Source organism: Micromonospora sp. NPDC007230, from assembly GCF_042869115.1.
Taxonomy (GTDB): Bacteria; Actinomycetota; Actinomycetes; order Mycobacteriales; family Micromonosporaceae; genus Micromonospora.
The window spans coordinates 1-26,162 of the sequence record NZ_JBIAFE010000049.1 but is presented as its reverse complement, the minus strand read 5'-3'; the positions used below and the strand labels follow the sequence as shown (position 1 = coordinate 26,162).

Genomic DNA, 26,162 nt, shown 5'->3' with positions numbered 1-26,162 from the left:
CGCAACCCCGAAAACCAGCGCCTCCGCACCCGCACCGCCACCACCCGACGCCACCGTGGGCAGCTCGACCCCGCCTAACTTCGATGAGCCGCGATGACGCGAGGCGATGCGCAATCTGCGTGTGCCCGGGCTGCGGCATTTCGGTGACGGGCGACAACGGACCGAACCACAGCATTTTCCGTGTCCACTCGCAGCCCGCCGGTCGAATCGGGTGTCCTGCGAGGTTTTGCCTGCTGGGCCTCACCTCGATCCGGTTTGGCGAGCACCGTCCGAGGCCCGGGTTCGGGCTGGCCGGTCAGGGGTGGTTCGACCTCCGGCGATTACGTCAGCGGTAGACGGAAATGTAGCCGCCAGCGCCTTGCTCCGATATGGGCGGAGGGATACGATCCCGCCGAAACGATCTTGGAGAGGGGCTGAAGTGTCGACCGCGAAACGTATGAAAACGGGACTGATCGCGGCGCTGACACCGATAGTGGTGCTCGGCGTCGTCGCTCAGCCGGCGCGGGCGGACGTGTCCGCGCCGCCGATCAAGACCTACGAGGGAGATCCCGGCCGGCTCGGCGACCCGGCGAGCTGGCGCACCGCTGAGTTCAACCGGGACGCCGGCTTGGTGTCGATGGGAGCGGAGTTCGCCTACGCCGCCGGTTACTCCGGCGCCGGGATGAACATCGGCGTCATCGACTCGGGCGTCTTCGCGGGACACGTCCGGGAGCACGGCAGCCTGGAGACGAACTACGCCGTCGGAGACCGCTACTTCTCGGTGGAAGCCCAGGGTGGCGAGACCGGCCCGACGTCGGGGTTCTACAACCAGGCGTACAACGACAGCCACGGCACGCACGTCACCGGGACCATCGGGGCGAGCCGCGACGGTGTCGGCGAGACGCAACCGGGCGGACCCGCCGCCAACATGCACGGGGTCGCGTTCAACAGCAACGTGTACATGGGCAACACCCACAAGACGGACGGCGTGCTCTACGGTCTCCTGCCGGCGACCGCGACCGCCGCCCAGAAGCCGGACGACGCCTACCTCGCCAACGTCTACCGGGCCGTGAACGCCGCCGAGACGGCGAACGGCAAGCCCGTCAGGATCATCACCAGCAGTTGGGGCAGCCAGCCCAACACGGAGAACTACAACACGTACGACACGCCGACCGGCAGCCCCGCGGGCTTCGGGTTGAACACCGCGTGGCGCCTCTGGTCCACCCCGGACGGCGTCGTCGACGCGAACGGCAGCACCGTCCGCTGGCTGAACGGCGCCATCGACGCCGCGCGCACCGGCACGGTCATCCAGTTCACCGCCGGCAACAGCGGCTACGTGAACCCGTCGCCGCGCGGCGCCGCGCCGTACTTCCTGCCCGAACTTGAGGGCAGCTGGTACACCACCTCGGGGATCAACCCCACGGTGGGGCGCACGTTCAACCCGGACGGGTCCGTCCTGGTGCCGGGTCAGCAGACGTTCAACCAGTGCGGTGTCGCGAAGTGGTCCTGCGTGACGGCGCCGAGCAACGGGATCAACAGCACCACCGTGTCGGTCGTCAACGGGGTGCCGGAAGCCCGCTACGGGAGTTCGTCGGGAACGTCGATGGCCGGGCCGCACTCGGCGGCCGCGCTGTCGCTGATCATGCAGCGCTTCCCGTACCTGACCAACGAGCAGGCGCTGTACACCATGTTCACCACCGGCCGGCAGAACAACACGATCAGTGACGCCGCCGGCGTCGCCGTGCCGAACCCCACCCGGGGCCAGATCGTGCAGGTTCCGGACAGCCGCAACGGCTGGCACACGGTCAGCCTGCGCGAGGCCATGAAGGGCCCGGGCCAGTTCCTGGGGCCGTTCGTCGTCGACACGCAGGGACAGAGTGACGTGTGGTCGAACGACATCTCCGACGTCGCGATCCGGGCGCGGCAGCAGGAGGACGCCGCCGAGGCGGCCGCCTGGGCGGCGACCAAGGTCGCCAAGGGCTGGACGCAGGGTCTGCCCGCCGACGCGAGCGACGCCGACAAGTCGGACTACGCCATCGGGACCCGCCGCGAGCAGGCCCGCAACGCCCGCGTCTACGAGGGCAGCCTGACCAAGCGTGGCGAGGGCACCCTGTTCCTCACCGGCAACGAGACCTGGCACGGGACCAGCACGGTCCTCGGCGGCAAGCTCTCGGTCGTCGGCTCGCACGCGAGCTCGATCGACGTACGCGGCGGGACGCTCGGCGGCAGCGGCAGCGTGGCGGCGGGCGTCACCGTCACCGGCGGCGTGCTGCGGCCCGGTCTCGCGGCCGACGAGGCGGCGCAGATCACCGATGCCGCCGCCGCCCCGGGCAACGTCCTGAACGTCGGCGGGAACGTGACGATCGGCAACGAGGGTCGCGTCGCCGTCACCATCTCCGGCGACCACGACTACACCAGCGTTCGGGCCACGGGCGCTCTGGCGCTGGCCGGAAACCTGGACCTGGACGTGCGCGGCCCGCTCACCCCGGGCACCGTGTTGACGATCATGAGCGGCAGCTCGATCACTGGCAGCTTCCACGCGCTGCCCGAGAACCGGGTCCTGAACGCCGGCGGTCACCTGTTCCGGGTGTCCTACAAGGACAACAGCATGACCCTGACCGTCCTGCGCGCGCTGCCGACCGCGCAGTAGTCCGTGTTCATGTCGTCCCACGCGGAGCTGAGGGACTGACCGGGACAGGACGGTAGACCGTGGGCCGCGACGCCGGAAACGGCGTCGCGGCCCACGCCGTCGAACAGGGCACCGGGCGCGCGCCGAGCGGCTCAGATGCCGCCGTCGACGTGCAGGGTCTCCCCCGTGATGTAGGACGACTGGTCGCTCAGCAGGAAGGCGACCGCGTCGGCGACCTCCTCCGGCCGCCCGTAGCGCCGCAACGCGATGATCTGGCGGTGGCGTTCGACGTACGCCAGCCGCTCCGCCGAGGAGTCCCGTGCCGCTTCCTCGGTCTCGATGGTGCCCGGAGCCACCACGTTGACCCGGATGCCCTGCGGGCTCAACTCCTTGGCCAGCGAACGCATCAGCCCGACGAGGCCGGCCTTCGCCGCGGTGTAGTGCGCCCGCAGCGGGATCCCGACCGTGGCCGCCCGGGACCCGATGGCCACCACCGACGTGCCCGCGGTCATCAGCGGCAGTGCCTTGTTGACGAGGAGGTACGCCGCGGTGAGCGTGGTGTCCACCACCCGGTGCCACTCCTGGGGCGTCAGCTCGGCGAACCGCACCGGGCTGATCACTCCCGCGTTGTGCACCAGGCCGTGCAGCGTACGGTGGCCGCTCCCGGCCTCGTCGACGAGCCGCTCGACGTCCTCCACGTCGGTCACGTCGGCCCGGATCAGCCGGTGGCTGCCCGGCGTCTCCTTGAGTTGGTGGGCGAGCGCCTCGACGTGCTCACCCTCGGTCCGGTAGCAGGCGACCACGTTCGCCCCGGCGGCGGCCAGTCCGAGGGTGATGCCCCGACCGATGCCGCGGGCGCCTCCGGTGACGATGACATTCTTGCCGGCGAGTTGACCGATCATGGCTCTCCCTCTTCTCGCGCTGGGGCGACCGACCGAGCTGTTTTCGCAACTGTTCGACGGGGAACGGGAACCTCCATCACCGGGTTGGCCGACGCGCCGGACCGTCGGCTGCGGTCCGCTCGATGATCTGCGTGGTCAGGCGCGTGTCGGCCCCGGTCTGTGCAGTGAGGTGTCGTTCCGCGACCGCGCCGTCCAGACAGGACCGTCGGTCTTCAGCTCGAACTGTCGGCTAGCGCGGCTCGGTGTCGTCCGGCTTGTCCCGATGTTCCCAGAACAGAGATATGAATGCCAGGCGGAAAGGTTTTCGGTACTTTGCGGCCCTCGCCGGGGAGCCCAGTTGGTGCCGAGATCGGCAGGTCACCTCGCCACGAGCCGCGGCGGCAGCTGCGTGCTCATGGCCGGTCACCCGCTCCCGCGGAGCTGACCGCTGGCCGCTGCCGCAGGTCGAGCGCCCAGTTCTGGCCGACGAGGTCGTGGCCGAAGCTGTGGTGCCGCTCCTCGTCGGTGAGGACGAAGCCGGCGGCCGCATAGATTCTGCGTGCGGACACCAGCACGTCGTTGGTCCACAACGTGACCTGCCGGTAGTCGGCTGCGCGAGCGAAGGCGACGCACGTCTCGACCAGGCGGGTGCCGACGCCGAGGCCACGCGCGGCCGGGGTGACCAGCAGGATCCGCAGCTTGGCCACCCCGGGCTCGCCGTCGGCGACACAGAAGACGCATCCCACGCGTGCGCCGTCGACCTCGGCGATCCAGGCCGCCTCCCGGCTCGGGTCGTGATCCGTGGCGTAGTCGGCAACGATCCTGGCCACCAGCGCCTCGAAGTCGGTGTCCCAGCCGAACTGCTGGTCGTACACCTCGCCGTGGGCCATCACCACCCAGCCCAGGTCGCCGGGGCGGTCCGCCCGGCGCACCACGACTCGCGGCTGACGGTCCTGCTGCGACATGGGCCACCTCCCGGTTCCCTGGCCAACGGCTCCCGCCACTGACACAACTGTTTCAGTAGCGGGTAGGCTACCCCCATGTCGCAGGACCCGACAACGCCGTCCCCCCGACAGATCGAGCTGTTGGAGGCCGCCTACCGGTACGTCCTCGAGCACGGCTTGGCCGACCTGTCACTGCGTCCGCTCGCCGCGGCCATCGGCTCAAGCCCCCGGGTGCTGATGTTCCTCTTCGGCAACAAGGACGGCCTGGTGCGGGCGCTGCTCGCGCGGGCCCGCACCGACGAGCTCGCGATCCTGGACCGCCTCGGACAGGCCAGCCGAGGCGCGCCCATCGGGCTGGTCCCGGCGGTCGAGCAGATCTGGGCGTGGCTCGCTGCCGAGGAGCATCGGCGGCTGCTGCGGCTGTGGGTCGAGGCGTACGCCCGCTCCCTCGTCGAGCCCGACGGCGCGTGGGCCGGGTTCGCCCGCGCGACCGTGCACGACTGGCTCGCCGTCCTGGCCGCCTGCCAACCACCGCCCGAGCGGAACAGCGAGGCGGGCGCCGTCCGCCGCACCCTGGCACTGGCGGTGCTCCGCGGCGCTCTGCTCGACCTCCTCGCCACCGGTGACCGGCACCGGGTCACGGCCGCCGTCCGACACCAGCTCGCCCTGTTGCCTCATCCGCGGGGATCTGGCGAGCACGGCGGCTCCCGATACTCGCAGAACGAAATATGAAAGGCAGACCGAGGGGCAGGATCTGACCCTCGGGGATTCGCGACGACCGGTCGCCGGCTTCAGCTGGTCGGCGGCGTCGACGTCGACCGCTGCTCACGCGGCCGAGGGTGCCGCCGGGCCGTCGCCCGGCCGTCATGCCCGCGTACGCCGGGCGGCTGGTTGCCGCCCGGCGTACGGGATTGCCGACCGATCCCACCGGCGGAGCCCTCAGTGGACCTCGGCGGCTACCGCGTCGGCCGGATGGCGCGGGGCGGGACGAACGTGGTGAACGCCGGTGGCATGGACGCATCGGTGAAGGTCCGTCCGAGGTCCAGCACCAGCTGGTACGGCTCACCGAGCGCGCTCGCCGTCTCGTTCATCGTCCGCGGGCCGGTGTCCGGCCAGCGGCCGGTCTCGATCCGGGTGAACAGGGTGCGCAGCATGGTGATCTCCTCGGCCGCGCTGAACGAGCAGTGCCCACCCCGGTCGACGTAGAGCTGCCGCAGCTTGCCGGGGTCGCCGGCGCGCCGGACCTGGTCGGCGTACCAGCGTTCCTGGTGGGGCGGCGCGCCACCGTCGCCCGTCGTGTGCATGGTGACCACCGGCACCGGGGTCCGCCCGGACGGGACGCCGACGCGGAGCAGGTAGTCGACCGCGGCCGGGTCGGCGGCGATCCGCGGGGCGCCGGCGAGCCGGTCCAGGTCGGCCCGCAGGTCGAGCCCCGCCGCCCGGTAGGCCTGCCGCACCTGAGGGTGCTGTGCCGACCGGACGAGCTGCTGGCGGTAGTCCACCCCGACGTTCGAGGACGGGTTGCCCCCGGCCCGGCGCTCGAGGTCCAGCCGTCCCGGCGGGCCGAAGCCGAGGGTGTATGCGTACAGCAGCCACTCGGCCTGGTTGCGGATCCGCTCGGCGGGGTCGGTGGCGCGCGGCTCGTGCGCCGAGTACCAGCCGGTGACGTTGTTCAGCGCGGCGGCCAGCGTGATCCTGGCCCGGCCCGGCTCGGTGCCGAGCCCCTGCTGGATGGCGTCGGTGAGGGCCTGCGCGTCGGCCGCCGGGTCGTCGGGGCGTACCAGGTCGATGTCCCGGCCGGGCGCGAGCAGGGTACGGACCGCGAAGAGCACGTCCAGCCCGGTGTTGAAGAGGGCCTGGGTGTCGTACGCGCCGCACATCGTCGCCACGCCGGCGAACCGCTGCGGGTGACGCTCGGCGAGCTGGGCGGCGATCCCCGCGCCCATCGACTGCCCGGCGGCGATCGTGCGCCGGGGCACCCCGACGTGGTCCTCGAACCAGTCCAGCAACGCGATCTGGTCGCGCAACCCGCGCTCCACCGCGTAGCCGAAGCCGCCGTCGGCGAACTGGGAGGCGGCCATGGCGTAGCCGTGGTCGAGCAGCCAGGCCTCGGTCTCGGACCGGTCCGGCGGCCGGTTGGTCAGGCCGATGCCGAAGGACGGGAAGCCCTCCGGAAGGTACCCGTGGCTGTACAGCAGCAGGGTGCCGTTCCAGCGGGGCGGCAGTTCGATCCGGAAGTCGGCGCCGTCGATGGTGCCGGTGATGGTGCGCCGTCCGGGCTCTGTGGTGGCCGCCGCGGTGGCGACCGCCGGGGGCGCGGCCACGCCCACCGCGGCCACCAGGGCGGCGGTCACAGTCAGTCGTCTCGTCACGCGGGTCATCGCACGCATGGCCTGCTCCACTCCCCTCGTCCTGGCTCAGGCATAGAGCGAGGCGCCGGTCTCCAGCAGGGACTTCAGGTCGCTGAGGACCTCCGCCCAGCCACCGCCGGCACCCTCGACGTCGCCGTTGACCTGCGCCATGGTCTGCGGCGCGCCGGCGAGTTCGTGGATCACGGTGAGGCAGGTGACCCCGTCGTGCCGCTCGGCGATCTCGTAGGTCAACCGGGTGGCCGGCTCGTCGAGCCAGGTGGGCCGCCAGGTCTGCACCAGCCGCACCGGCGGGTCCACCTCGATCACCTCACCCTCGACCGGCACCTCGGGCATGCCGGCCTGCTGGTGCTCCTTGATGGCGAAGGCACGGTAGCGGCCGCCGGGCCGCAGGTCGTAGTCGGCGATGCCCTGGTAGCCGTACCGCCGGGTCCACTCGGGCTTGGTGATGGCGTCCCAGACGGCCTGCGGCGTGGCCTTGATGTACACCCGGTAGACCTTGGTGGTCCCGGTCGTCGTCGTGGTGGTCATGTCCTGTCCTCCGGTTCGTCGCGTTCGAGCTCGGCCTTGAGGTCCAGCAGCGCTCTGGTGTGGCCTTCCGTGTACTTGTCGATCCACCGGTCGTGGATCAGCCGGATCGGCACCGGGTTGAGGAAGTGCAGCTTCTCCCGGCCCTGCCGCCTGGTGACCACGAGACCGGCGTCCTCCAACAGGCGCAGGTGCTTCATGACCCCGAAGCGGGTCATCTCCAGCTCGGACTCCAACTGCGTCAGCGTCTGGCCGTCGCGCACGAAGAGGGAGTCGAGCAGGGCTCGACGGGTCGGATCGGCGAGTGCCTTGAACACCAGGTCCTCGTCGTTCACGGGAATCAGAATAGGTGACCGAATGGTCACATGTCAACGCCCGCCAGTTGAGACGATTGCCGCCGACGCGAAACGGGGGATGATCATGGCGCTCTTGCCGGACGGCTCGGACATGTCGCATGCCACCCGGATGGCCAGGTACGGCACGGTGTCGACCGCGCTCGCGCTACTGAGCGACCGGCGGCTGCGCCGGCTCGTGGACGAGGCCCCGGTCGTCGGCTCCGGCATCGGCGGCGCCGCCGCGCTGCTGGAGCTCGACGACGTGCCGGTGTTCGTGAAGCGGATCCCGCTCACCGACCGGGAACGCCGGCCGGACGCCGTCATGTCCACGGCGAACCTGTTCGGCCTCCCCGCCTTCTGCCAGTACGGGGTGGGCAGCCCCGGCTTCGGCGCGTGGCGGGAGCTGGTCGCGAACACCATGACGACGAACTGGGTGCTCACCGGGCGGACCGAAGCCTTCCCGCTGATGTATCACTGGCGGGTCCTGCCCGGCGCGCCGCCGGTCGCCGAGGAGCACGCGGACGTCGACCGGGCAGTCGCCTACTGGGGTGGCTCGCCGGCCGTACGGCACCGACTCGACGCGCTCGCGCGCGCGTCGGCGAGCATCGTGCTCTTCCTCGAGCACGTACCGCAGAACCTGCTGGACTGGTTGGCCACGCGACCGGTCGGCGTCGAGGGGACCGACGCGTACTCAAGGGTGGAACGGGGCCTGCGCGCCGGCGCCGCCTTCATGCACGGCAACGGCCTGCTGCACTTCGACGCCCACTTCCGCAACATCCTCACCGACGGTCGGCGCCTCTACTTCGCCGACCTCGGCCTCGCCACCTCGCCCCGGTTCGACCTGTCCGCCGACGAGTCGGCGTTCCTCCGCCACCACCTGAGCCACGACGCGTGCTACGTGGTGACGCAACTGGTCAACTGGCTGGTGACGAACGTCTGCGGGGTCGCCGTCCCCGACACCGGCGGGCCGGCCGAACGCAACGAGTACGTCCGACGGTGCGCCGCGGGCGGCACGCCGGCTGACGTGCCGGCCGCGGCGGCGGCGATCATCACCCGGTACGCCCCGGTCGCCGCGATCGTGAACGACTTCTACTGGGATCTGTTCGGCACGGACCGGGCCACCCCATATCCCGCCGAGCGGCTGCGTGCGCCCCTCGCGTCCGTGCTGGCCGCCGGCCCCGGAGCGGGGTAAGGCCGGTCCGGCGCCGGCACCCGGAGACGCTCAGTGGGCGGACGCCGGCTGCCCGGAGTCGGCCACCCAGGTCGGGTGCGCCTGGACGAACGCCGCGACGGTGTCGTCCCGGAACGCGTGCAGCAGTTGCATGCTGGTCGGGCTGAGGATCTCGGCGCTGCCGACCCCCGGGACGGTACGGCTGTTGAAGGTGCCGTTGTTGGTCTTGATCGTGGTGATCGCGTCGGGGCGGACACTCCGCATGGCGAAGGCCCAGTCCTCCAGCGGGATGCCACCGTCGTCGACGGTCATGGCCTTGCCGACCGCCGACAGCAGCCCGGGCAGCTTGGTCGGTGAGTTCAGGCCCTTGGTGATGACCTGCTGCAGCACCGCCTTGACGAACTGCTGCTGGTGGCGCTGCCGGCCGTAGTCGAAGTCGTGGTTGGCCAGCAGGTCCCGCTGCCGGACGAAGTCGAGCGCCTGGGACGGGTTCAGGCAGTGGTTGCCCTTGGTGTAGACGTTCGGGGTGACCCCGGGGATGCGGTGGTTGACCGTGCCGTCGGGATTGATCTTGTACGGCGCCGCCGTCTTCCCGGTCGCGTCGTCCTTCCCCAGGTGGATCGAGGTGGTGGTCTCGTCGACGTACATGCAGACCTGGCCGAGCGTCTGGACGATGTCCTTGAACCCCTGGAAATCGATGATGGCGCCGGCGTCCGGGGTGATGCCGGTGACGTCACGCACGGTCAGCGCGAGCAACTCGAAGCCGTGCGACAGCGCGGGCGCGCCGGTGAGTCCCCGGCCGCCGAACGCGAAGGCCGCGTTGATCTTGTTCTGCCCGCCGGCGTACGACGTCGCGCCGTTGTCGTAGGCGGGGATGCTCACCAGCGAGTCGCGCGGCAGCGAGACCATGTACGCCTGACTGTGATCGGCCGGGATGTGCATCAGGATGATCGAGTCGGCGCGGGTGAGCTGGCTGGGATCCTGGTTCGGGCGGGCGTCGACGCCCACGAGCAGGATGCTCTTCGCCCCGGTGATGTTCTGGTGCTGGCGCGGTGGCGCGGCGGCGCCGAGCAGGTTCTGCTGGGTGATCTTGCTGGTCGCGGTGTGCAGCAGGAACAGGCTGCCGCCCAGCGCCACGCCGCTGAGCGTCATCAGGGTCGCGCCGACCGCCACGCACCAGCGGGCCCAGCGCGGCCAACGCCGACGGGCCGGGCCCGCGGGCGGGACCGGCTCCACGGGTGTGCGGTTGTCGGAACGCGCGGCGGCGTGCGGCACGAGTGCCTCCTCCGGACGGGGGCCAAACCGGACCAAATGTAGGCGCCCGATGCACGCAGCGTCACCCCACCCGGCTGTGAATCGCCTGGGAAGTCCACGAGACTGGTGGCCCGGCGGGCCGCACCGGGGTAGTACGGCGCGGGTCACCCGGCCAGCCAGGCGCGGATCTCGGCGTCGTGCTCGCCCGGCCCGGGCGGCGGGAGGTGGTAACGCGGCGGGGTCGCGGAGAAGCCGATCGGATGGCGGACGCCGGGCACGCCGTCGACGGTGACCACCGGGTCGAGCCCGAGTTGCCGGGCCAGGGCGACGCCGCTGTCGACCGTGTTGATCGGCGTGCACGGCACGCCCGCCGCGCGCAGGTCCCGGAACCACTCGTCGCTGGTCCGCTGGAGCAGCCGCGCGACCAGCAGGGGACGCAGCACGGCGCGGTGGGCGGTGCGGTCCTGGTTGCGCCGGAAGCGGGGGTCGTCGGGCAGTTCGGGCAGGCCGAGGACCTGGCACAGGGTCCGGAACTGGCCGTCGTTGCCGGCGATCACGACGAGTTCGCCGTCGGCGGTCGGCAGCGGTTCGTACGGGAAGATGCTCGGGTGGGCGTTTCCCATCCGGGACGGCACGACGCCGGCGGCGACGTGGGCGCTGGCGTGGTTGACCAGGCCGGACAGCGCGGAGGAGAGCAGGTTCACCTCGACGTGCTGCCCGGTCCCGGCCTGCTGCCGGTGGTGCAGGGCGGCGAGGATCCCGACGGCCGCGTGCAGGCCGGCGATCACGTCGAACACCGCCACCCCGGCCTTGTAGGGCGGACCGTCCGGCTCTCCGGTGAGGCTCATCAGCCCGGACGCCGCCTGCACCATCAGGTCGTACCCGGGCAGGTCGGCGCCGGCTCCCGCGCCGAAGCCGCTGATCGAGGCGTAGATGATCCGGTCGTTGGCGGCCGCGACGCTGTCGTAGTCGAGGCCGAAGCGGCGCAGCGCGCCGGGCCGGAAGTTCTGGATCATCACGTCGGCGCGGTGAGCCAGTCGCCGGGCGAGCACCAGGTCCTCGGCGTCGGTGAGGTCCAGGGTGATGGCGCGCTTGTTGCGGTTGACGCCGAGGTAGTAGGTGGAGACGCCCTCGCGGACCGGCGGCATCCAGGTCCGGGTGTCGTCACCACCGGGTCCCTCGACCTTGACCACGTCGGCCCCGAGGTCGGCGAGGAGCATGGTCGCGTACGGCCCGGCGAGGATCCGCGAGAAGTCCGCGACGAGCACGCCGCGCAGTGGTCCGGTCCGCTCCTCCCCCATCGCGTCCGCCCCTCCTCCGTCCCGACCCGTGTCGGGGCACCGCACCAGGAGGACAACGATGGCACATGATCGACGAGCGAGCCCGGACCGGGCCGGCCGACGGGGCCCGAGCCATCGGGGTGCTGGCCGTCGGCGGGCCGGGCAACGCGGTCGCCGGAGGCTCGGGAACCAGGTGGGCACCGCCGACGACTATCTGTACATGGCGTGTGAGCAGTGGCGGGAGATCCTGTCGGCGCAGCTGGACGGTGAGGCGTCGGCGGCCGAGACCGCAGCGGCCGAGGGGCACCTGGAGTCCTGCGCCGGCTGCCGGCGGTGGTTCGAGGCGGCGGCGGCGGTGACCCGGCGCGCGCGTACCCACATGGTGCCGCAGATGCCCGACCTGGTCGACGCGGTGCTCGCGGCCGCTCCCCCGGCGCCGGCCCGGTCCGGCTGGCGGGAGCGCGTGGCGCTCGGGCTGCGGGGCGTGCTGGGGCTGCTGGGGGCGGTGCAGTTGGTGCTCGGGATGGCGCAGGTCGGCCGGGACGCCGTCGTCGGCCACGTGCACACCTCCGGCCAGCACCTGTGGCACGAGTCGGCGGCGTGGAACGTGGCGGTGGGCGCCGGGTTCCTCTATGTGGCGCTGCGCCGGTCCACGCCGGCCGGGCTGCTGCCGATGCTCAGCGCCTTCGTCGCCACGCTGGTGCTGCTGTCGGTGAACGATCTGATCACCGGGCAGGTGGCGGTGCAGCGGCTGATCAGCCACGGGTTCCTGCTCGTCGGCTGGGTGGTCATGATGCTGCTGTCCCGGCCCCGGTGGCGCTCGGGCGGCACGCCGCCGCGGCAGGGCCGGTCGTCGGGCTCGAGGTGGTCGCTGCGGCTGGAGGAACAGCCGGAGATGGCGCCGCTGCGGCTGCTGCCGCCGTACTCGGCGCAGGCCCGCGACCGCCGGGCGGCCTGACCGGCCCGCGTGCCGGTGGCCCGGGGCGCGACGACGCCGCGCCTGGGCCCGACGGTGGCGCGAGCCCGGTTGGCAGACCTCGGCCGCTCAGACCACGCGGCTGCCCTGGGCGTCGCCCCGCCAGGCGGCGACCAGGTCCTCGCGGGCCCGGGCGACCCGGGACCGGATGGTGCCGACCGGGCAGCCGCACACCTGGGCGGCCTCGGCGTAGGACAGGCCGACCAGCTGGGTGGCGACGAACGCCTCCCGCCGCTCGGGCGTCAGGGCGGCGATGAGCCGCCGCAGGGTCACGGCGTCGTCGCCGCCGGAGGTGACCGCCCCGGCCGCCTCGGCGGCCCGCTCCCAGTCGGTCAGCGCGGACACCCGCGGGCGGGTCGCAGCGGCCCGTACGTGGTCCACGGCGACCCGGCGGGCGATGGTGAACAGCCAGGTCCGGGCCGAGGACCGGCCGGCGAAACCGGGCAGGCTGCGCAGCGCGCGCAGGAACGTCTCCTGGGTCAGGTCGTCGGCCTCGGCCGGGCCGGCCAGGTGCGCGAGGAACCGCCACACCGGGACCTGCAGGGCCCGGACGAACGCGGCGGCGGCCTGCTGGTCACCCCGGCCGGCCTGGTGCGCCCACCGGGTGATCTGCGCGTCGTCGGCGTCGGCGCTCATCCGTGGCCGGCCGGCCGGTCCGCCGTCGTCCTCATCGACGGTACGGGAGTTGGCCTCACTCGGTTCATACCTGCCATCCTCCTCCGACCGCACGGCCGACCGGTCACGGACCCGGCCCGGGTCGCGCGCCCTGTATTGGTCGCTCCGCGGCGGCGAGAAGTTCCCGGGACGGCGCCGCTTCTTCGGCACGGCCCGGCCCCACTCACGGGCCGATCGTGACCGCGACCGGCCCGACGCGCAGCACGCCGTCGCGGTGCGGACGTAGCGCCGGACCTGGGTGAGGCCGGCACACCCGCCACTCGCCCAAATCAGCCCCTTCCCGGAAGAAAGGGACCGGTTACTCCCCGCCTCGTGTCCGTCACCCCCGGAAGCCGTTGTACGAGGTGTGACGGCGCAACGGTCAGTCATCGCCCCCAGGTCCGCCGCGAAACAGTCCCGCCGGCAGGTGGCGTGGGCGCAACGCGAGAACGACCGGCGGCGGCGCGCGTACGACGCCGAGGTCGAGGCCTGGCGCCGACGCGAGGAGCAGCTGGTGCGGCTGGGCATCGAGGCCGCCGGCTTCCTCGGATGCACCCAGCCCCGTACCGGCCTGCCGGTGGAGCTCGACGACGACGAGGTCCTCTACCGCGTACTGCCGAACGCGGAGCTGGTCGAGGCGGAGGCGCGGCACATCGCCGGACTGCCGGCACCCGCCCTGGCCGTCGGGGCAACCCCGGTCGGGGCGACCGCCGGGCAGCCGTCCGACCCCGTGCTGCCGAAGGGGCTGCGCGTGGTGGACGCCGGGATGGCGGTCGTGACCGACCGGCGGGTCGCCTTCGGCGGGCGTACCGGCCGGCGCGAGTGGACGTACCGCGACCTGCTGGGCCCCGGCCACCATCCGGAGGCCCCGGTCACCCTCCTGCACGCCGCGGACGGGCGCCGGCCGGCCGGCCTGCAGGTGCCCACCGCCGCAGCGGTGAACTTCCGCTTCTACCTAACCCTCGCCTTCGCCGCCGCCACCGGGCAGCGGGCCGCCGTGGCCCCGCAGATCGACGCCCTGCTGGCCGCCCACCGCGCCGCGCGCCCGCTGCCCCCGCCGCCGGTGGCGCCCCAGGATGCGCCCACGGCCCTGCTGCCGCCGGAGCGGTTGGCGGCCGCCGCCGCTGTCATCGTCGCGGTGGCGTTCGCGGCGCTGGCCAACGGCACGGCGACTCCGGGGACGACCGACCTGCCGTATCGGGCGGCGCCGGGTGTGAGCGCTGGCACCGGCGACCAACCCGAGGGCATCGGTGACATCTTCCCGAGTCCGTCCGCCCGCCAGGGGACGCCCGGGGGTCGTCCGGTGCCCTCGCCGGCGGCCGTGTCCGTGGCACTGGCCACCGACGCGACGCCAGCGGCGAGCCGCCCCGCCCCGCAGGCCACCGTGGGGCCCCGGTCCAAGCCTCCCGCCGCCCCGGTCAGCGGAACCCCGCCGGCCGTCCAGCCGGCGCCGACCACCGCCGCACCACCGGCCGCACCACCGGCCGGGCCCCCGGCCACGGCGCCGCCGTCGAGCGCCGCCCCCGCGCCCGCGCCGAGCAGTGCGGCGCCGCCCGCCGACCCGCCGGTGGTGCGGGTCTGCCTGGATCCTCTCCGGCTGCCGCTGGTGGACTCGCTGCTGTGTCCACCGACCGGCGACTGAGCGACCGGCACGGCACCATATCGCTCGGCGAGCGCCCGGGGTCGCGAGGTCAGGAACTCGGCGGGGTGAGCAGGTAGTCGTCCGCCTCCGGGCTCCATCGCAGCTCGACGACCCCGCTGGTGGCCGCCGCCTTGCCGAACTGCAGGAAGCTGCGGTAGCCGAGCTTCTTCTCGCTGAAGTCCGGCCGGGCCCGGCGGAGCTGGTTCTTCAGGCCGGACAGGGCCACCGCCCCGTCGGCGCCGGCCAGGTCCGTGACGACCGAGCGCAGCAGCGCGAACGCCGCCTCGCGGTCGCCACGCTCGGGCAGCGCCACCTCGGGATCGCCCTTGGCGGGCCCCTCGGACAGCTCGATCACGTTGTGCTCGGCCAGGTAACGCAGGAGTTCGCCGAAGGTGCGGAAGCCGTAGTCGGACTCGCTGAACGTCGGATCCTTGCGCAGCAGGGTCCGCTTCAGCCCGGAGGCGGTCACCTCGCCGCTGGAGCTGCCCTGGAGCCCCGCCACGGTCTGGGCCACGAGGACCGCGAGCCGGTCGACGTCGCGCGCGGGTTCCTCTGCCGGCTGCGGCTCGGGCTGCGGCTCGACCGGCGGCCGCGCCTCCGGGCCGGGCGTCCGCCCGGTTCGGCCCCGCCGTTCGGCGGGCGGAGGGAGGTCGACCCCTTCGAGGCGCTCGTAGTAGAGGAACTCGTCGCACGCGGGTGGCAGCAGCGCCGACGTGGAGTTCTCCACCCCGACCCCGATGACCCGCTTGTTGAGCTCGCGCAGCTTGTGCACGAGCGGTGTGAAGTCGCTGTCCCCGGTGCAGATCACGAACGTCGAGATGTAGTCGCGTTCGAAGGCGAGCTCCACCGCGTCGACGGCCATCTTGATGTCGGCGGCATTCTTCCGCGAGGCGCCCATCCGCTGGGGTATCTCGATGAGTTCGACGTGGGAGCGGGTGAGCATCCGGCGGTCCTCGTCGAAGTACGACCAGTCGGCGTACGCCCGGCGCACCACCACGCGGCCCCGTTCGGCGAGGGCGTCGGCGATGGGCCGGAAGTCGAACATCCGGCCGCGGTGATGGTCGCGTACGCCCAGCGCCAGGTTCTCGTAGTCGAGGAACAGCGCGATGCGGTCTTCCTGATCCACACCGGCCAGCGTACGCGCGGTGGGAGGCTGCCCCCGGGCGGCACGGCGAAGCCGTTCGGGTCGGTGTGCGGCCGCATCGGGGCCCTCGCGGCGCGTGTCCGGCCGCTACGATCGCGGAGGCATGCCCCGCGAGCGCAGGAGGTCGCCATGGCGGACGTCAGGTCGGGAGGCCACCCCGCTTCGGAGGAGTCCGCACCGTCGACGCGGATCGACCCGTCGGTGCCTCATCCCGCCCGCCGCTACGACTACTGGCTGGGCGGCAAGGACAACTTCGCGGCGGACCGGCAGTCCGGCGACGCCGTCGCGGCCGCCTACCCGGCGATCCGGACCACGGTCATCGAGAACCGGCGGTTCATGCAGCGGGCCACCCGCTACCTGGCCGGCACCGCCGGCGTCCGGCAGTTCCTCGACATTGGCACGGGAATCCCGACCAGCCCGAACCTGCACGAGATCGCCCAGGGCGTCGCCCCGGAGTCGCGGGTGGTCTATGTGGACAACGACCCGATCGTGCTCACGCACGCGCGCGCCCTGCTGACCAGCGAGCCCGAGGGCGCCACCGCGTACGTCGACGCCGACCTGCGCGACCGGGAGCGGATCCTGGGCCACCCCGACGTGCGTGCCGCCCTCGACTTCGACCGGCCGCTGGCGCTGATGCTGGTGGCCGTCCTGCACTTCCTCACCGACGCCGACGACCCGTACGCGATCACCCGGCGGCTGGTCGACGCGCTGCCCTCGGGCAGCTACCTGGTGGTCTCGCACGCCACCACCGATCTGGTGCCGCGGGACGTCGCCGCCACCGCGGCACCAGTCACCACGACCAGCATGATCGACATGGCGTTCCGGAGCCGGGACCAGTTCGCCGCGTTCTTCGCCGGCCTCGAACTCGTACCGCCGGGCATCACCCCGGTCACCGAGTGGCAGCCGGACGATCCGGCGGAGCTGCGCACCGCGGCCGCCCAGGCGTCCATGTACGCGGCGGTGGCCCGCAAGCCCTGAGCCGGCGTGGGCCCGGCCGCGACCGGGTGAAGGCCCGCCGGGTCGGTGGGTTCAGAACGTCCGGCGGACCATGGTCAGCGACGGCGGGCGAAGGGATTCCGGCCCGTGGCCGTCAGGTAGAGCGGGAAGAACACCACCCAGATGAGCAGGCAACCCACGAACCACGCCTCCGGGCTTTCCAGCCGGGAGGGCCCGAGCGACACGGAGACCGGGTTTCCGCGTCGCAGCCGCTCCTTCGCGTCCGCGTAGACCCACACGTCGGTGGCGAGCACCACGAGCAGGACGAGGATCGACACCAGTACGGCAGCGGGCCGCCCGTTCATTCCGACTGGGTTTCCGATCTCCTGGTCACGCGGTTGCGTCGTCATCGTACCCGGGCCGGCCTGCCGGTCACCTCCGCCGGCCGCGCCGCCCACGGAGCGCGCTTGCGGGCCGGCCGTAGCGTCGACGGCATGAAGGTGCTGGTGGTTTCTCTCGTCGTGGTCGCGGTGGGTCTCATCGGGCTGTTCGTCTTCGTCGGCTGGCGCGATCGGAGGCGCCTCTCGTCGCGGGAGGATGCGGAGGCGGCCCGTGACGCCAGGTCGACCCAGGAGCGGTACGCGGCGGAGCGCCACGGTGTCCAGGGCGAGGTGTGGCGGCGCGGCCAGGGTTCCTCCGGCATGTGAGCGGGCCCTGGCGGGAGGTGTCGCCGGGCGCGACACCCTAGGCGCTGGCGCCGGAGTAGGAGTGCAGCGAGCGGCGCCAGGCGAGGGTGGCCACGACGACCGCGCCGACCGCCACCGCCGGCGCAATCAGCAGCAGGTACGGGTCGAGCCGGCCCAGCAGGGCCGCCGCGGGGTACGTGGTGAGGAACGCCACCGGCACCACGGTGAGGACCGCCTGCACGGGGTTGCGGTACAGCTCCACCGGAAAGCGGGACAGTTCGACGAAGGCGTACGAGACCCGGCCGAGTTCCTCGGCGGCCACCAGCACCACGGCGAGCGCCATGAGCAGCACGGTCAGGGCGTACAGCAGCAGCACGGCGCAGCCCAGCAGCAGCCCGAACGCGGCCAGCGCGACCACCGACACACCGCGGCCGGACAGGACCACCCCGACGGTGGTCAGGGCCAGTCCCAGCACCGGATCCAGCAGGTGGTTGACCCGCACCTGCCGCAGGCTCACCAGCAGTTGCGCGTCGAACGGCTTGGTGAGCAGGAAGTCGAGGGTGCCCAGGCGTACGTAGTCGGTCATCCGCTCCAGGTTGGGCTGCAACAGCGCCTGGCGCAGGCCGTTGAGGGTGAAGAACAGGCCGATCACGACGAGCACCTCGGCCTGCGTCCAACCGGCCACCGTCCCGGTGAAGCGGAAGTAGACCGACGCGCCGGCCGCCGCCCACACCATCCAGAAGGCGCTGAGCGCCACGTTCGAGAAGAAGTTGAGCCGGTACTCCACCTCGCCGGCCACCGCCGCCCGCCAGCAGATCGCGAGGACGCGGGCGTGTCGGGACCAGCCGCTCACCCGGCCACCGCCTGGTAGCGGCGGACGCCGTGCCGCCAGATGACCCGGTACAGCACGGCGAAGGCGGCGAGCCAGCCGAGCCCGACGGCGAAGCCGTACGCGGCCTCCCGCGCGTCGAGGCGGCCCATCAGCAGTTCCACCGGGAAACCCATCGCGGTGCGGAACGGCAGCACCACCGCGACGCTGCGCAGCCAGTCCGGCATCAGCGCCAGCGGCGCGACCCAACCGGAGGCGAACGAGCCCAGCCCCCACCACAGCAGCCACGCGTTGGACGTCTGGGTGCTCCAGAACCCGATCAACGCGAACGTCGACGCCATGAGCAGGCTGACGGCGTACGCGAGCACGAGCGCGGCGGCGACGGCGGCGAGCCGGACGGGACCGACCGGGTAGTCCAGGCCCGGCACCAGCAGCGCGGCGAGCACCAGCGCCGGCACCAGCACGGTCAGGAAGACCACGCGATGGCCGAGGTCGTTGGTGGCGTACTGGTGGAAGGGGTGCACCGGGCGCAGCAGCCGCACGGAGAGGTCACCGCTGCGCATGTCCGCGTCCCACTGCCAGACGACGTGGTCGCCGGAGAGGTTCCACAGCAGGGTCGCCGCCGCGTAGTAGGACAGGAAGTCGCCGGTGGTCCAGCCCTTCGGCGGGCCGCCCTCGGCGACGATGGTGAGCCACACCCCCATCAGCAGCAGCGGGAAGAAACCGGTGAGCAGCGACAGCGCGACGCGACCGCGGTAGGTCGCCGCCACCAGCGTCGCGCTGCGCACCAGCGGCGGGTACGCGGTGAGGACGTCACGCATGGGCGAAGACCGCCCGGATGATGTCCTCCACCGGCGGGTCCTCGATCGCGACGTCCTCGACCGGCAGGGTGGTGAGCAGCCGGGCCGCGACCGCGGCGGTCTCGGCGCGCGGCACCGCCAGGGTCACCACGGCACCGTCCACCTCGGACACCTCGCCGAGGCCGACCCAGGTCTGCGCCGGTACGGCCTCGCGCAGGGTGACCCGGACCAGCCGGTGCGGCGAGTGGGCCTCGACCAGCGCGGCGAGGTCGCCGTCGAAGCGCAGGGTGCCGTGGTCGATGACCAGCACCCGGCGGGCCAGCGCCGTGACGTCGCCCATGTAGTGGCTGGTGAGCAGGACCGTAGCGCCGTAGCGGGCGTTGTAGTCGCGCAGGAAGGTGCGCACCGCCGCCTGGCCGTTGACGTCCAGGCCGAGCGTCGGCTCGTCGAGGAAGAGCACGTCGGGCCGGTGCAGCAGGGCGCCGGCCAGTTCGCAGCGCATCCGCTCGCCGAGGCTGAGCACCCGGACCTGCTTGGTCAGCAGCGGTTCGAGCTCCAGCAGGGTGACCAGTTCGTCGAGCGCCGACCGGTAGGGGCCCTCGGCGAGGCCGTAGATCGCGCGGTTGACCTCGAACGCGTCGGCGGCGGGCAGATCCCAGAACAGGGCGTTGCGCTGGCCCATGACCAGCGAGATCCGGCGCAGGAACGCGGGCTCCCGGCGGTGCGGGGTGTACCCGAGCACCCGTACGGCCCCGGCGGTGGGGTGCAGCAGGCCGGTCAGGCACTTCAGGGTGGTGGTCTTGCCGGCGCCGTTGGGGCCGAGGAAGCCGACGACCTCGCCCGCCGGGATCGTGAAGCTGACCTGCTCGACCGCGCGGACGGTGACGTGCTCGCGCCGGACGAGCGAGCGGAGCGAGGCGCGCAGGCCGGGTGGTCGCCGGTGCACCCGGAAATGCTTGGCCAGGTCGCGCACCTCGATCATGTGGACGACCCTAACGGGGCGCGGCGACGAATCGACATCGAATATTCCGGATCGGCCACGGCGCCGGGCCAGGAATCGGCCCACCCGATCCGGTGAGCGCTGTCGTCACCTACCGACAGCGCGCACTTACGGCCGCCCGGCGGGACGGGATACACCGGGAGTGACCGCTCGCCGGAGCGGTCGCTGCCTGCCCGGAAGGGGGTCGAGCACGGTGCGGACCGACCGCTCCAGCCCACGCCTCGCCAGCGTCGAGGCGGTCGCGGACGCGATCCTCTACGAGGGCTACCTGCTCTACCCCTACCGGCGGTCATCGGGCAAGAACCGGGTCCGCTGGCAGTTCGGTGTGCTGGTGCCCCCGGCGTGGGGCGCGGCGCACGGCCTGGTCGACCGCGGCGTGGCGGGCTCCGCCGAGTCGCCATGGCAGCAGACCGAATGCCTGATGGAGGCGCCGGACACGGCGACGGTCCGCGTCCGGTTGCGATTCCTGCACCTGCAACGCAAGGTGGCCGAGCGCCGGACGGCCGACGGCGGGTACCAGCCCGTCGACCGGATCGAGGTCGGTGACCGCACGGAGCTCAGCTTCGACGAGGCGGTGCCCCGGGAGTACGACGTCGAGGCGTCGGTCGGCGACCTGCGGCGGGACCGTCGCCTCGACCTCCGGGTGCCGGGCGGGGAGGACGTCGAGCCGCTGGTCGACGACCGGGGTGAGCCGATCGGTCGGGTGGTACGCCGGCGCTGGCCGTTGTCCGCGTCGGTCACCGTCTCCGCCGCCCCGGCCGAGGCGCCCTTCCCGTTGCTGCGGCTCCGGATCCGCGTCGAGAACACGGACGGGACCACCCCGCCGGACAGTGCCCGGGACGACGCGTTGCGCTGCTGCCTGCTGGCGGCGCACACGCTGGCCACGGTCAGCCGGGGGCGGTTCATGTCCCTGCTCGACCCGCCGGAGTGGGCGACGCGCGCGGCGCGGGAGTGCCGCAACGAGCACACGTTCCCGGTGCTCGCCGGCGAGCCCGGCACCGTCGACATGGTGCTCTCGTCACCCATCATCCTCTACGACCACCCGCAGATCGCGCCGGAGAGCCCGGGCGACCTGCACGACGCGACCGAGATCGACGAGATCCTCTCGCTGCGTACGCTCACCCTCTCCGATGCGGAGAAGCGGGAGGCGCGGGCCACCGATCCCCGGGCGGCCGCCATCCTCGACCGGGTCGACGCCATGCCGCCCGAGGTGCTCGAACGGTTGCACGGCGCCATCCGCGCCCTGGCACCCGTACGCCGGGACGGCGATGCCGGCGCCGACCCGCAGCGGCCGTGGTGGGAGCCGGGCGCCGACGCGGAGATCGCGCCGGATTCCGACACCGTGCTGGTCGCGGGCACCCTGCTGACGCGGGGCAGCCGGGTCCGGTTACGGCCCCGCCGGCGCGGCACGGACGCGCACGACATGTTCCTGGACGGCCGCACCGCCCGGGTGGAGCAGGTGCTGCTCGACGTGGACGGGTCACGGTTCCTGGCCGTGACGGTGGACGACGACCCGGGCGCGGAGCTGCACCAGTGGTACGGGCGGCTGCGCCACTTCCGGCCCGAGGAGGTCGAACCATTGGCGGGCGAGGTGACGGCGCCGTGAGCGGCCTCGAGCACGGGCGGATCCTGGTCGCCGGGATCGGCAACATCTTCCTCGGCGACGACGCGTTCGGGGTGGAGGTCGTCCGGCGCCTGCGGGACGAGGCCCTCCCAGCGGGGGTGGATGTGTCCGATTACGGGATCCGGGGGATGCATCTGGCCTACGATCTGCTGGACGGCCGCCACGACGTGCTGGTGCTGGTGGACGCGTTGCCGTTGGACGAGCCGCCCGGGACGTTGGCCGTGCTCCGGGTGGACCTGGACGACCCGGGCTGGACGCTGCGGCCGGCCGACGTGCTGGACGCGCCGGCCGCTGATGCGCACGGCATGGATCCCGAGTCGGTGCTGCGGCTGCTGCGCGGCCTGGGTGGGAGCGTCGACCGCGTCCTCGTGGTGGGTTGCCAGCCGGCCGCCCTCGACGAGCGCATGGAGTTGTCGGCCCCGGTGGCCGCCGCGGTCGATGAGGCGGTCCGGACAGTGGCCGGGATCGCCCGGGAGGAAGCCGCGCGGCTCGCCCGCGGCGAGGGGGCGGCACGAGGCACGCCCGCGGAAGGTAGCGAACGGGGGGTGAGCACGCATGCATGAGACGGGTCTGTCCCAGGCGATCGTCGACGCGGCGGTACGCCGGGCCGCTGGCCGTCGGGTCACCGGCCTGCGGGTGCGGATCGGTGGGCACCCGGTCGACCCCGACGTCGTCACGCAGGGCATCCAGCTGGCCGCCGCCGGCACGGTCGCCGCGGACACCGCCGTCGACCTGGTGCTCGAACCGATGACGGTGGCGTGCCACGAGTGCGGTCGCAGTGGGCCGATCGACGACCATCTCGCGATGGTGGCCTGTCCCCGGTGCGGGGGCGTGGACATCGCCGTGACCGGCAGCGACGACGTGGTGCTGGAGTCGATCACGGTGGAGAACGTCGAAGTGGGTGCGCTCTGATGGACGCCAACGACGTGCTCCGGCACGACCACCGTGTGGTGGAGCAGCTGTTCCGGGACTATCAGGCAGCGGAGTCCGACGCGCAGCGGCGCGGCGTCGTGGAGATCCTGGTACGCGAGCTGTCGAAGCACGCCGCGCTCGAGGAGGTGCTCTTCTACCCGTTCGCCGCGCAGGTGCTGGCCGACGGACAGGTCGACCGGCACCTCGCCGGGCACCGGCCGATCAAGGAGCTGCTCCTCGAACTCGACCGGTGCCGGGCCGGCGACAAGGCGCAGGACGAGCTGATGCAGCGGCTGGCGTCCGCCGTCGCCCGGCACGTGCAGGACGACGAGAACGAGCTCATGCCGCAGCTGTGCGCCCAGGCCGACGAGCAGGCCCTGCGCGAGCTGGGCCAGGAGATCGACCAGGGCAAGCAGCGGGCCCCGACGCGCCCGCACCCGCACGCGCCGGACAAGCCGCCGGCGCTCACTCTCGCGGCGCCGGTGGCGGCCATCTACGACCGGCTACGGGATCGGATGCAAGGGAGGCCACGCACATGACGCAGCGCACGGGCGGTACCGCGGTGATCCCGAAGGAGAGCGGGTTCGACGAGGTCACCATCCTCTGGATCTCCGAGGGCATGAGTTGCGACGGCGATTCCGTGTCCATGACCGCCTCCGGCCAGCCGGCGATCGAGGACATTGTCCTCGGGCTCATTCCCGGTCTGCCGAAGGTCAACCTGCACAACAAGGTGTTGTCACCGGCGGCCGGCGGCGAGGAGTTCCTGGCGCCGTACCGGAAAGCGGCCCGTGGGGAGATGACCGAGCCGTTCATCCTGGTCATCGAGGGCTCGATCCCGAACGAGAACATCAACGGCGACGGGTACTGGACGTCGTTCGGCAACGACGAGAAGACCGGCGAGCCGCTGACCTTGAACTGGTGGATCGACCAGCTGGCGCCGAAGGCGTGGGCGGTCGTCGCGGCCGGCACGTGCGCGACGTACGGCGGCATCCACGCCATGGCGGGCAACCCGACCGGGTGCATGGGCCTGGCCGACTATCTCGGCTGGGACTTCCGGTCCCAGGGCGGCCTGCCGATCGTCAACGTGCCCGGCTGCCCGATCCAGCCGGAGAACTTCATGGAGACCCTGACCTGGGTGCTCTACCACGCGGCCGGCTCGGCGCCGCCCCCGCCGCTGGACCACATGCTGCGACCGCAGTGGCTGTTCGGCAAGACCGTGCACGAGGGCTGCGACCGGGCCGCCTACTACGAGCAGGCGGACTTCGCCAAGGACTACAACTCGCCCAAGTGCCAGGTGAAGGTCGGCTGTTGGGGGCCGGTCATCAACTGCAACGTCCCGAAGCGCGGCTGGATGGGTGGGGTGGGCGGCTGTCCCAACGTCGGCGGCATCTGCATCGGCTGCACCATGCCGGGCTTCCCCGACAAGTTCATGCCGTTCATGGACATGCCGCCCGGAGGCAGCCTGTCCACCCTGCTCATCAAGCCGTACGGCGCCGTGATCCGCCGCTTGCGCGGCCTCACCAACGCCACGGCCAACCGGGAACCGAAGTGGCACCACAACGGCCCCGAACTCACCAGCGGCTACAACCCGCGGTGGCGTCCCTACGGTCCGGCGGACCCCCGCCGACAGGCAGCAGAGGAGAGGAACCGACCGTGACCGCGACAAAGCCGAAGCCGGCAGCCGGCAAGAAACCCGGCGAGCTGGTGGAGATGGCGTGGGATCCGATCACCCGGATCATCGGCAACCTCGGCGTCTACACGAAGATCGACTTCGCGAACCGGGTGGTCGCCGAGTGCCACACCACGTCGTCGCTGTTCCGCGGCTACTCGGTGTTCATGAAGGGCAAGGACCCGCGCGACGCCGGCTTCATCACCAGCCGGATCTGCGGCATCTGCGGCGACAACCACACGACGTGCTCGGTCTACGCGCAGAACATGGCGTACGGCATCAAGACGCCGCCACTGGCCGAGTGGATCATCAACCTCGGCGAGGCCGCCGAGTACATGTTCGACCACACCCTCTTCCAGGACAATCTCGTCTTCGTCGACTTCTGCGAGGCGATGGTCAAGCAGACCAACCCCAGCGTGCTCGCCCGCGCGGAGGCCACCGCGGCACCGGGCCGGGACATCCACGGCTACCGGACGATCGCCGACATCATGCGGGCCTACAACCCGTTCGAGGGCGAGGTCTACAAGGAGGCGCTGAAGGTCAGCCGCACGACCCGGGAGATGTTCTGCCTCATGGAGGGCCGGCACGTCCATCCGTCGACGGTCTACCCCGGCGGCGTCGGCACCATGCCGCAGCCGACGCTGTTCACCGACTACCTGACCCGGCTGATCAGCATCCTGGACTTCGTGAAGAAGGCCGTCGCCATGAACGACGACATCTTCGACTTCTGGTACGAGGCGCTGCCCGGCTACGAGGAGGTCGGCCGCCGCCGGGTCCTGCTCGGCTGCTGGGGCTCGTTCCAGAACCCCGACGTCGTGGACTACAAGTACGAGACCATGACGAACTGGGGGCGGGCGATGCACGTCACGCCCGGCATCGTCGTCGACGGCAAGCTGCTCACCACGGACCTGGTCGACATCAACCTCGGCATCCGGATCCTGCTCGGCAGCTCCTACTACAAGGACTGGGCCGGCCAGGAGGAACCGTTCGTCAAGTACGACCCGCTCGGCAACCCGGTCGACATCCGCCACCCCTGGAACCAGACCACGCTCCCGGACCCCGGCAAGCGCGACTTCAACGACAAGTACAGCTGGGTGATGAGCCCCCGCTGGTTCGACAAGAACAGCGGCGAGCATCTCGCGCTAGACACCGGCGGCGGCTGCTTCGCCCGGCTGTACACCACGGCACTGGCCAAGATGGTCGACACCCCGTACGTCAAGTCGACCGGGCACAGCGTGCAGATCTCGCTGCCGAAGAGCGCGCGGCTGCCCGAGATGACGCTGGAGTGGAAGATCCCGAAGTGGTCGAACGCGCTGGAGCGGGACCGCTCGCGGGCCTACTTCATCGCGTACGCCGCGGCGATGTCGCTGTACTTCCTGGAGCGGGCGATGGAACGGGTGCGCGGCGGCGACATGCGGGTCTTCGCCGAGTTCGACGTGCCGGACGAGGCCATCGGCTGCGGCTTCCACGAGGCCGTCCGGGGCATCCTGTCGCACCACGTCGTGATCCGGGACCGCAAGATCGCCAACTACCACCCGTACCCGCCGACGCCGTGGAACGGCAGCCCCCGCGACAGCTACGGCACCCCCGGGCCGTACGAGGACGCGATCCAGAACACGCCCATCTTCGAGGAGAACGGCCCGGACAACTTCAAGGGCGTGGACATCATGCGGGCGGTGCGCAGCTTCGATCCCTGCCTGCCGTGCGGGGTGCACATGTACGTCGGCGGCGGGCAGACCCTCAAGAAGATCCACTCGCCGATGTTCGGCGCGTCGCATGGCTGAGCAGCCGGACCACCCGCGGGGGGGGGGGCCCCGGGGGGGGCCCCCGCCGGGCCCCCTGGTTATTTTTTTCCGCCCCCGACGAAAACCAACCCGCCCCCCCCCCCCACAGGGCCCGGGGGGCGGCGGCCGGGGGGAC

26 protein-coding genes are annotated in these 26,162 nt (G+C 72.1%); 13 read left to right on the top strand and 13 right to left on the bottom strand.

Going from position 1 to position 26,162, the window contains the following annotated elements; genetic code table 11:
* Nucleotides 1-436 precede the first annotated feature (436 nt).
* The gene (locus ACFYML_RS35730) at nt 437-2,629 is read left to right on the top strand and encodes a S8 family serine peptidase (RefSeq protein ID WP_387424854.1); all 2,193 of its coding nucleotides are present in this window, start codon (nt 437-439) and stop codon (nt 2,627-2,629) included.
* A gap of 131 nt (nt 2,630-2,760) precedes the next feature.
* Here ACFYML_RS35730 and ACFYML_RS35725 read toward each other — a convergent pair whose 3' ends face one another.
* Complete coding sequence (locus tag ACFYML_RS35725) at nt 2,761-3,510, bottom strand: SDR family NAD(P)-dependent oxidoreductase (RefSeq protein ID WP_387424853.1); 750 nt, start codon at nt 3,508-3,510, stop codon at nt 2,761-2,763.
* Between the two features lie 392 nt (nt 3,511-3,902).
* Entirely contained in the window at nt 3,903-4,454 is a 552-nt protein-coding gene (locus ACFYML_RS35720) for a GNAT family N-acetyltransferase (RefSeq protein WP_387424852.1), read from the bottom strand.
* Between the two features lie 75 nt (nt 4,455-4,529).
* Between ACFYML_RS35720 and ACFYML_RS35715 the strand changes: the two genes are divergently transcribed.
* On the top strand, nt 4,530-5,165 hold the full coding sequence (locus ACFYML_RS35715; protein ID WP_387424851.1) for a TetR family transcriptional regulator: 636 nt from the start codon (nt 4,530-4,532) through the stop codon (nt 5,163-5,165).
* 224 nt (nt 5,166-5,389) lie between these two features.
* On the opposite strand, the gene ACFYML_RS35710 is transcribed toward ACFYML_RS35715, so the two are convergent.
* Genes ACFYML_RS35710 through ACFYML_RS35700 form a run of 3 tightly spaced genes read right to left on the bottom strand, consistent with a single transcriptional unit; the run spans nt 5,390 to nt 7,665 of the window.
* Nucleotides 5,390-6,805, bottom strand: coding sequence for an alpha/beta fold hydrolase (locus tag ACFYML_RS35710; RefSeq protein WP_387424850.1), 1,416 nt, complete (start codon nt 6,803-6,805; stop codon nt 5,390-5,392).
* A 45-nt stretch (nt 6,806-6,850) separates the two neighbouring features.
* The gene (locus tag ACFYML_RS35705; protein WP_387424849.1) at nt 6,851-7,333 is read right to left on the bottom strand and encodes an SRPBCC family protein; all 483 of its coding nucleotides are present in this window, start codon (nt 7,331-7,333) and stop codon (nt 6,851-6,853) included.
* Nucleotides 7,330-7,665 carry a helix-turn-helix transcriptional regulator gene (locus ACFYML_RS35700; RefSeq protein WP_073835152.1) on the bottom strand — a complete coding sequence of 112 codons (336 nt, stop codon included), beginning with the start codon at nt 7,663-7,665 and terminating at the stop codon, nt 7,330-7,332. The genes ACFYML_RS35705 and ACFYML_RS35700 overlap by 4 nt, the downstream gene beginning before the upstream one ends.
* An 85-nt stretch (nt 7,666-7,750) precedes the next feature.
* On the opposite strand from ACFYML_RS35700, the gene ACFYML_RS35695 reads away from it, so the two are divergent.
* Nucleotides 7,751-8,857, top strand: a complete 1,107-nt coding sequence (locus ACFYML_RS35695) for a serine/threonine protein phosphatase (protein WP_387424847.1) — start codon at nt 7,751-7,753, stop codon at nt 8,855-8,857.
* A 30-nt stretch (nt 8,858-8,887) separates the two neighbouring features.
* Here the strand turns inward: ACFYML_RS35695 and ACFYML_RS35690 are convergent, their stop codons facing one another.
* Nucleotides 8,888-10,111: an LCP family protein gene (locus ACFYML_RS35690; RefSeq protein ID WP_387424846.1), complete on the bottom strand. Its 1,224-nt coding sequence runs from the start codon at nt 10,109-10,111 to the stop codon at nt 8,888-8,890.
* A 143-nt stretch (nt 10,112-10,254) separates the two neighbouring features.
* The gene (locus tag ACFYML_RS35685) at nt 10,255-11,391 is read right to left on the bottom strand and encodes a CaiB/BaiF CoA transferase family protein (RefSeq protein ID WP_387424845.1); all 1,137 of its coding nucleotides are present in this window, start codon (nt 11,389-11,391) and stop codon (nt 10,255-10,257) included.
* Nucleotides 11,392-11,590: 199 nt separating this feature from the next.
* Here ACFYML_RS35685 and ACFYML_RS35680 point away from each other — a divergent pair, with 199 nt between their 5' ends.
* Nucleotides 11,591-12,328 (top strand): zf-HC2 domain-containing protein, encoded by a 738-nt coding sequence (locus tag ACFYML_RS35680; RefSeq protein WP_387424855.1) that lies wholly within the window; start codon nt 11,591-11,593, stop codon nt 12,326-12,328.
* An 87-nt stretch (nt 12,329-12,415) separates the two neighbouring features.
* Here ACFYML_RS35680 and ACFYML_RS35675 read toward each other — a convergent pair whose 3' ends face one another.
* Nucleotides 12,416-12,982 carry a sigma-70 family RNA polymerase sigma factor gene (locus ACFYML_RS35675; protein WP_387424844.1) on the bottom strand — a complete coding sequence of 189 codons (567 nt, stop codon included), beginning with the start codon at nt 12,980-12,982 and terminating at the stop codon, nt 12,416-12,418.
* Nucleotides 12,983-13,367: 385 nt separating this feature from the next.
* Between ACFYML_RS35675 and ACFYML_RS35670 the strand changes: the two genes are divergently transcribed.
* The gene (locus ACFYML_RS35670; protein WP_387424843.1) at nt 13,368-14,642 is read left to right on the top strand and encodes a hypothetical protein; all 1,275 of its coding nucleotides are present in this window, start codon (nt 13,368-13,370) and stop codon (nt 14,640-14,642) included.
* 49 nt (nt 14,643-14,691) lie between these two features.
* On the opposite strand, the gene ACFYML_RS35665 is transcribed toward ACFYML_RS35670, so the two are convergent.
* Complete coding sequence (locus ACFYML_RS35665) at nt 14,692-15,768, bottom strand: NYN domain-containing protein (protein ID WP_387424842.1); 1,077 nt, start codon at nt 15,766-15,768, stop codon at nt 14,692-14,694.
* A gap of 147 nt (nt 15,769-15,915) precedes the next feature.
* Between ACFYML_RS35665 and ACFYML_RS35660 the strand changes: the two genes are divergently transcribed.
* Nucleotides 15,916-16,764, top strand: coding sequence for an SAM-dependent methyltransferase (locus ACFYML_RS35660; RefSeq protein WP_387424840.1), 849 nt, complete (start codon nt 15,916-15,918; stop codon nt 16,762-16,764).
* Between the two features lie 74 nt (nt 16,765-16,838).
* Here ACFYML_RS35660 and ACFYML_RS35655 read toward each other — a convergent pair whose 3' ends face one another.
* Nucleotides 16,839-17,087, bottom strand: coding sequence for a hypothetical protein (locus ACFYML_RS35655; protein WP_387424839.1), 249 nt, complete (start codon nt 17,085-17,087; stop codon nt 16,839-16,841).
* Nucleotides 17,088-17,216: 129 nt separating this feature from the next.
* Between ACFYML_RS35655 and ACFYML_RS35650 the strand changes: the two genes are divergently transcribed.
* Nucleotides 17,217-17,429 carry a hypothetical protein gene (locus ACFYML_RS35650; protein ID WP_387424838.1) on the top strand — a complete coding sequence of 71 codons (213 nt, stop codon included), beginning with the start codon at nt 17,217-17,219 and terminating at the stop codon, nt 17,427-17,429.
* 37 nt (nt 17,430-17,466) lie between these two features.
* On the opposite strand, the gene ACFYML_RS35645 is transcribed toward ACFYML_RS35650, so the two are convergent.
* From ACFYML_RS35645 to ACFYML_RS35635, 3 genes are read right to left on the bottom strand one after another with little or no spacing between them, the layout of a single operon-like run.
* Entirely contained in the window at nt 17,467-18,261 is a 795-nt protein-coding gene (locus tag ACFYML_RS35645) for an ABC transporter permease (protein ID WP_387424837.1), read from the bottom strand.
* A complete protein-coding gene (locus tag ACFYML_RS35640; protein ID WP_387424836.1) occupies nt 18,258-19,058 on the bottom strand; it encodes an ABC transporter permease in 801 nt (266 codons plus the stop codon). Before ACFYML_RS35640 ends, ACFYML_RS35645 begins: the two co-directional genes overlap by 4 nt.
* On the bottom strand, nt 19,051-20,019 hold the full coding sequence (locus ACFYML_RS35635; protein ID WP_387424835.1) for an ATP-binding cassette domain-containing protein: 969 nt from the start codon (nt 20,017-20,019) through the stop codon (nt 19,051-19,053). Before ACFYML_RS35635 ends, ACFYML_RS35640 begins: the two co-directional genes overlap by 8 nt.
* Before the next feature lie 211 nt (nt 20,020-20,230).
* Here ACFYML_RS35635 and ACFYML_RS35630 point away from each other — a divergent pair, with 211 nt between their 5' ends.
* The 6 genes from ACFYML_RS35630 to ACFYML_RS35605 are packed head-to-tail and all read left to right on the top strand — an operon-like array spanning nt 20,231 to nt 26,026.
* Nucleotides 20,231-21,643 (top strand): hypothetical protein, encoded by a 1,413-nt coding sequence (locus tag ACFYML_RS35630; RefSeq protein ID WP_387424834.1) that lies wholly within the window; start codon nt 20,231-20,233, stop codon nt 21,641-21,643.
* The gene (locus tag ACFYML_RS35625; RefSeq protein ID WP_387424833.1) at nt 21,640-22,224 is read left to right on the top strand and encodes a hydrogenase maturation protease; all 585 of its coding nucleotides are present in this window, start codon (nt 21,640-21,642) and stop codon (nt 22,222-22,224) included. Before ACFYML_RS35630 ends, ACFYML_RS35625 begins: the two co-directional genes overlap by 4 nt.
* Complete coding sequence (locus tag ACFYML_RS35620; protein ID WP_387424831.1) at nt 22,217-22,573, top strand: hydrogenase/urease maturation nickel metallochaperone HypA; 357 nt, start codon at nt 22,217-22,219, stop codon at nt 22,571-22,573. Before ACFYML_RS35625 ends, ACFYML_RS35620 begins: the two co-directional genes overlap by 8 nt.
* Entirely contained in the window at nt 22,573-23,112 is a 540-nt protein-coding gene (locus ACFYML_RS35615; RefSeq protein WP_387424830.1) for a hemerythrin domain-containing protein, read from the top strand. The genes ACFYML_RS35620 and ACFYML_RS35615 overlap by 1 nt, the downstream gene beginning before the upstream one ends.
* Complete coding sequence (locus ACFYML_RS35610) at nt 23,109-24,230, top strand: hydrogenase expression protein HypE (RefSeq protein WP_387424829.1); 1,122 nt, start codon at nt 23,109-23,111, stop codon at nt 24,228-24,230. The genes ACFYML_RS35615 and ACFYML_RS35610 overlap by 4 nt, the downstream gene beginning before the upstream one ends.
* Nucleotides 24,227-26,026 carry a nickel-dependent hydrogenase large subunit gene (locus ACFYML_RS35605; protein ID WP_387424828.1) on the top strand — a complete coding sequence of 600 codons (1,800 nt, stop codon included), beginning with the start codon at nt 24,227-24,229 and terminating at the stop codon, nt 26,024-26,026. Before ACFYML_RS35610 ends, ACFYML_RS35605 begins: the two co-directional genes overlap by 4 nt.
* The last annotated feature ends 136 nt before the right edge of the window (nt 26,027-26,162 follow it).

Bases quoted from the DNA above. Each gene is read 5' to 3' on its own strand.
- ACFYML_RS35730 (WP_387424854.1), top strand. From the start codon at position 437: ATGAAAACGGGACTGATCGCGGCGCTGACACCGATAGTGGTGCTCGGC.
- ACFYML_RS35725 (WP_387424853.1), bottom strand. From the start codon at position 3,510: ATGATCGGTCAACTCGCCGGCAAGAATGTCATCGTCACCGGAGGCGCC.
- ACFYML_RS35720 (WP_387424852.1), bottom strand. From the start codon at position 4,454: ATGTCGCAGCAGGACCGTCAGCCGCGAGTCGTGGTGCGCCGGGCGGAC.
- ACFYML_RS35715 (WP_387424851.1), top strand. From the start codon at position 4,530: ATGTCGCAGGACCCGACAACGCCGTCCCCCCGACAGATCGAGCTGTTG.
- ACFYML_RS35705 (WP_387424849.1), bottom strand. From the start codon at position 7,333: ATGACCACCACGACGACGACCGGGACCACCAAGGTCTACCGGGTGTAC.
- ACFYML_RS35695 (WP_387424847.1), top strand. From the start codon at position 7,751: ATGGCGCTCTTGCCGGACGGCTCGGACATGTCGCATGCCACCCGGATG.
- ACFYML_RS35685 (WP_387424845.1), bottom strand. From the start codon at position 11,391: ATGGGGGAGGAGCGGACCGGACCACTGCGCGGCGTGCTCGTCGCGGAC.
- ACFYML_RS35680 (WP_387424855.1), top strand. From the start codon at position 11,591: ATGGCGTGTGAGCAGTGGCGGGAGATCCTGTCGGCGCAGCTGGACGGT.
- ACFYML_RS35675 (WP_387424844.1), bottom strand. From the start codon at position 12,982: ATGAGCGCCGACGCCGACGACGCGCAGATCACCCGGTGGGCGCACCAG.
- ACFYML_RS35660 (WP_387424840.1), top strand. From the start codon at position 15,916: ATGGCGGACGTCAGGTCGGGAGGCCACCCCGCTTCGGAGGAGTCCGCA.
- ACFYML_RS35655 (WP_387424839.1), bottom strand. From the start codon at position 17,087: ATGAACGGGCGGCCCGCTGCCGTACTGGTGTCGATCCTCGTCCTGCTC.
- ACFYML_RS35650 (WP_387424838.1), top strand. From the start codon at position 17,217: ATGAAGGTGCTGGTGGTTTCTCTCGTCGTGGTCGCGGTGGGTCTCATC.
- ACFYML_RS35640 (WP_387424836.1), bottom strand. From the start codon at position 19,058: ATGCGTGACGTCCTCACCGCGTACCCGCCGCTGGTGCGCAGCGCGACG.
- ACFYML_RS35635 (WP_387424835.1), bottom strand. From the start codon at position 20,019: ATGATCGAGGTGCGCGACCTGGCCAAGCATTTCCGGGTGCACCGGCGA.
- ACFYML_RS35620 (WP_387424831.1), top strand. From the start codon at position 22,217: ATGCATGAGACGGGTCTGTCCCAGGCGATCGTCGACGCGGCGGTACGC.
- ACFYML_RS35615 (WP_387424830.1), top strand. From the start codon at position 22,573: ATGGACGCCAACGACGTGCTCCGGCACGACCACCGTGTGGTGGAGCAG.
- ACFYML_RS35610 (WP_387424829.1), top strand. From the start codon at position 23,109: ATGACGCAGCGCACGGGCGGTACCGCGGTGATCCCGAAGGAGAGCGGG.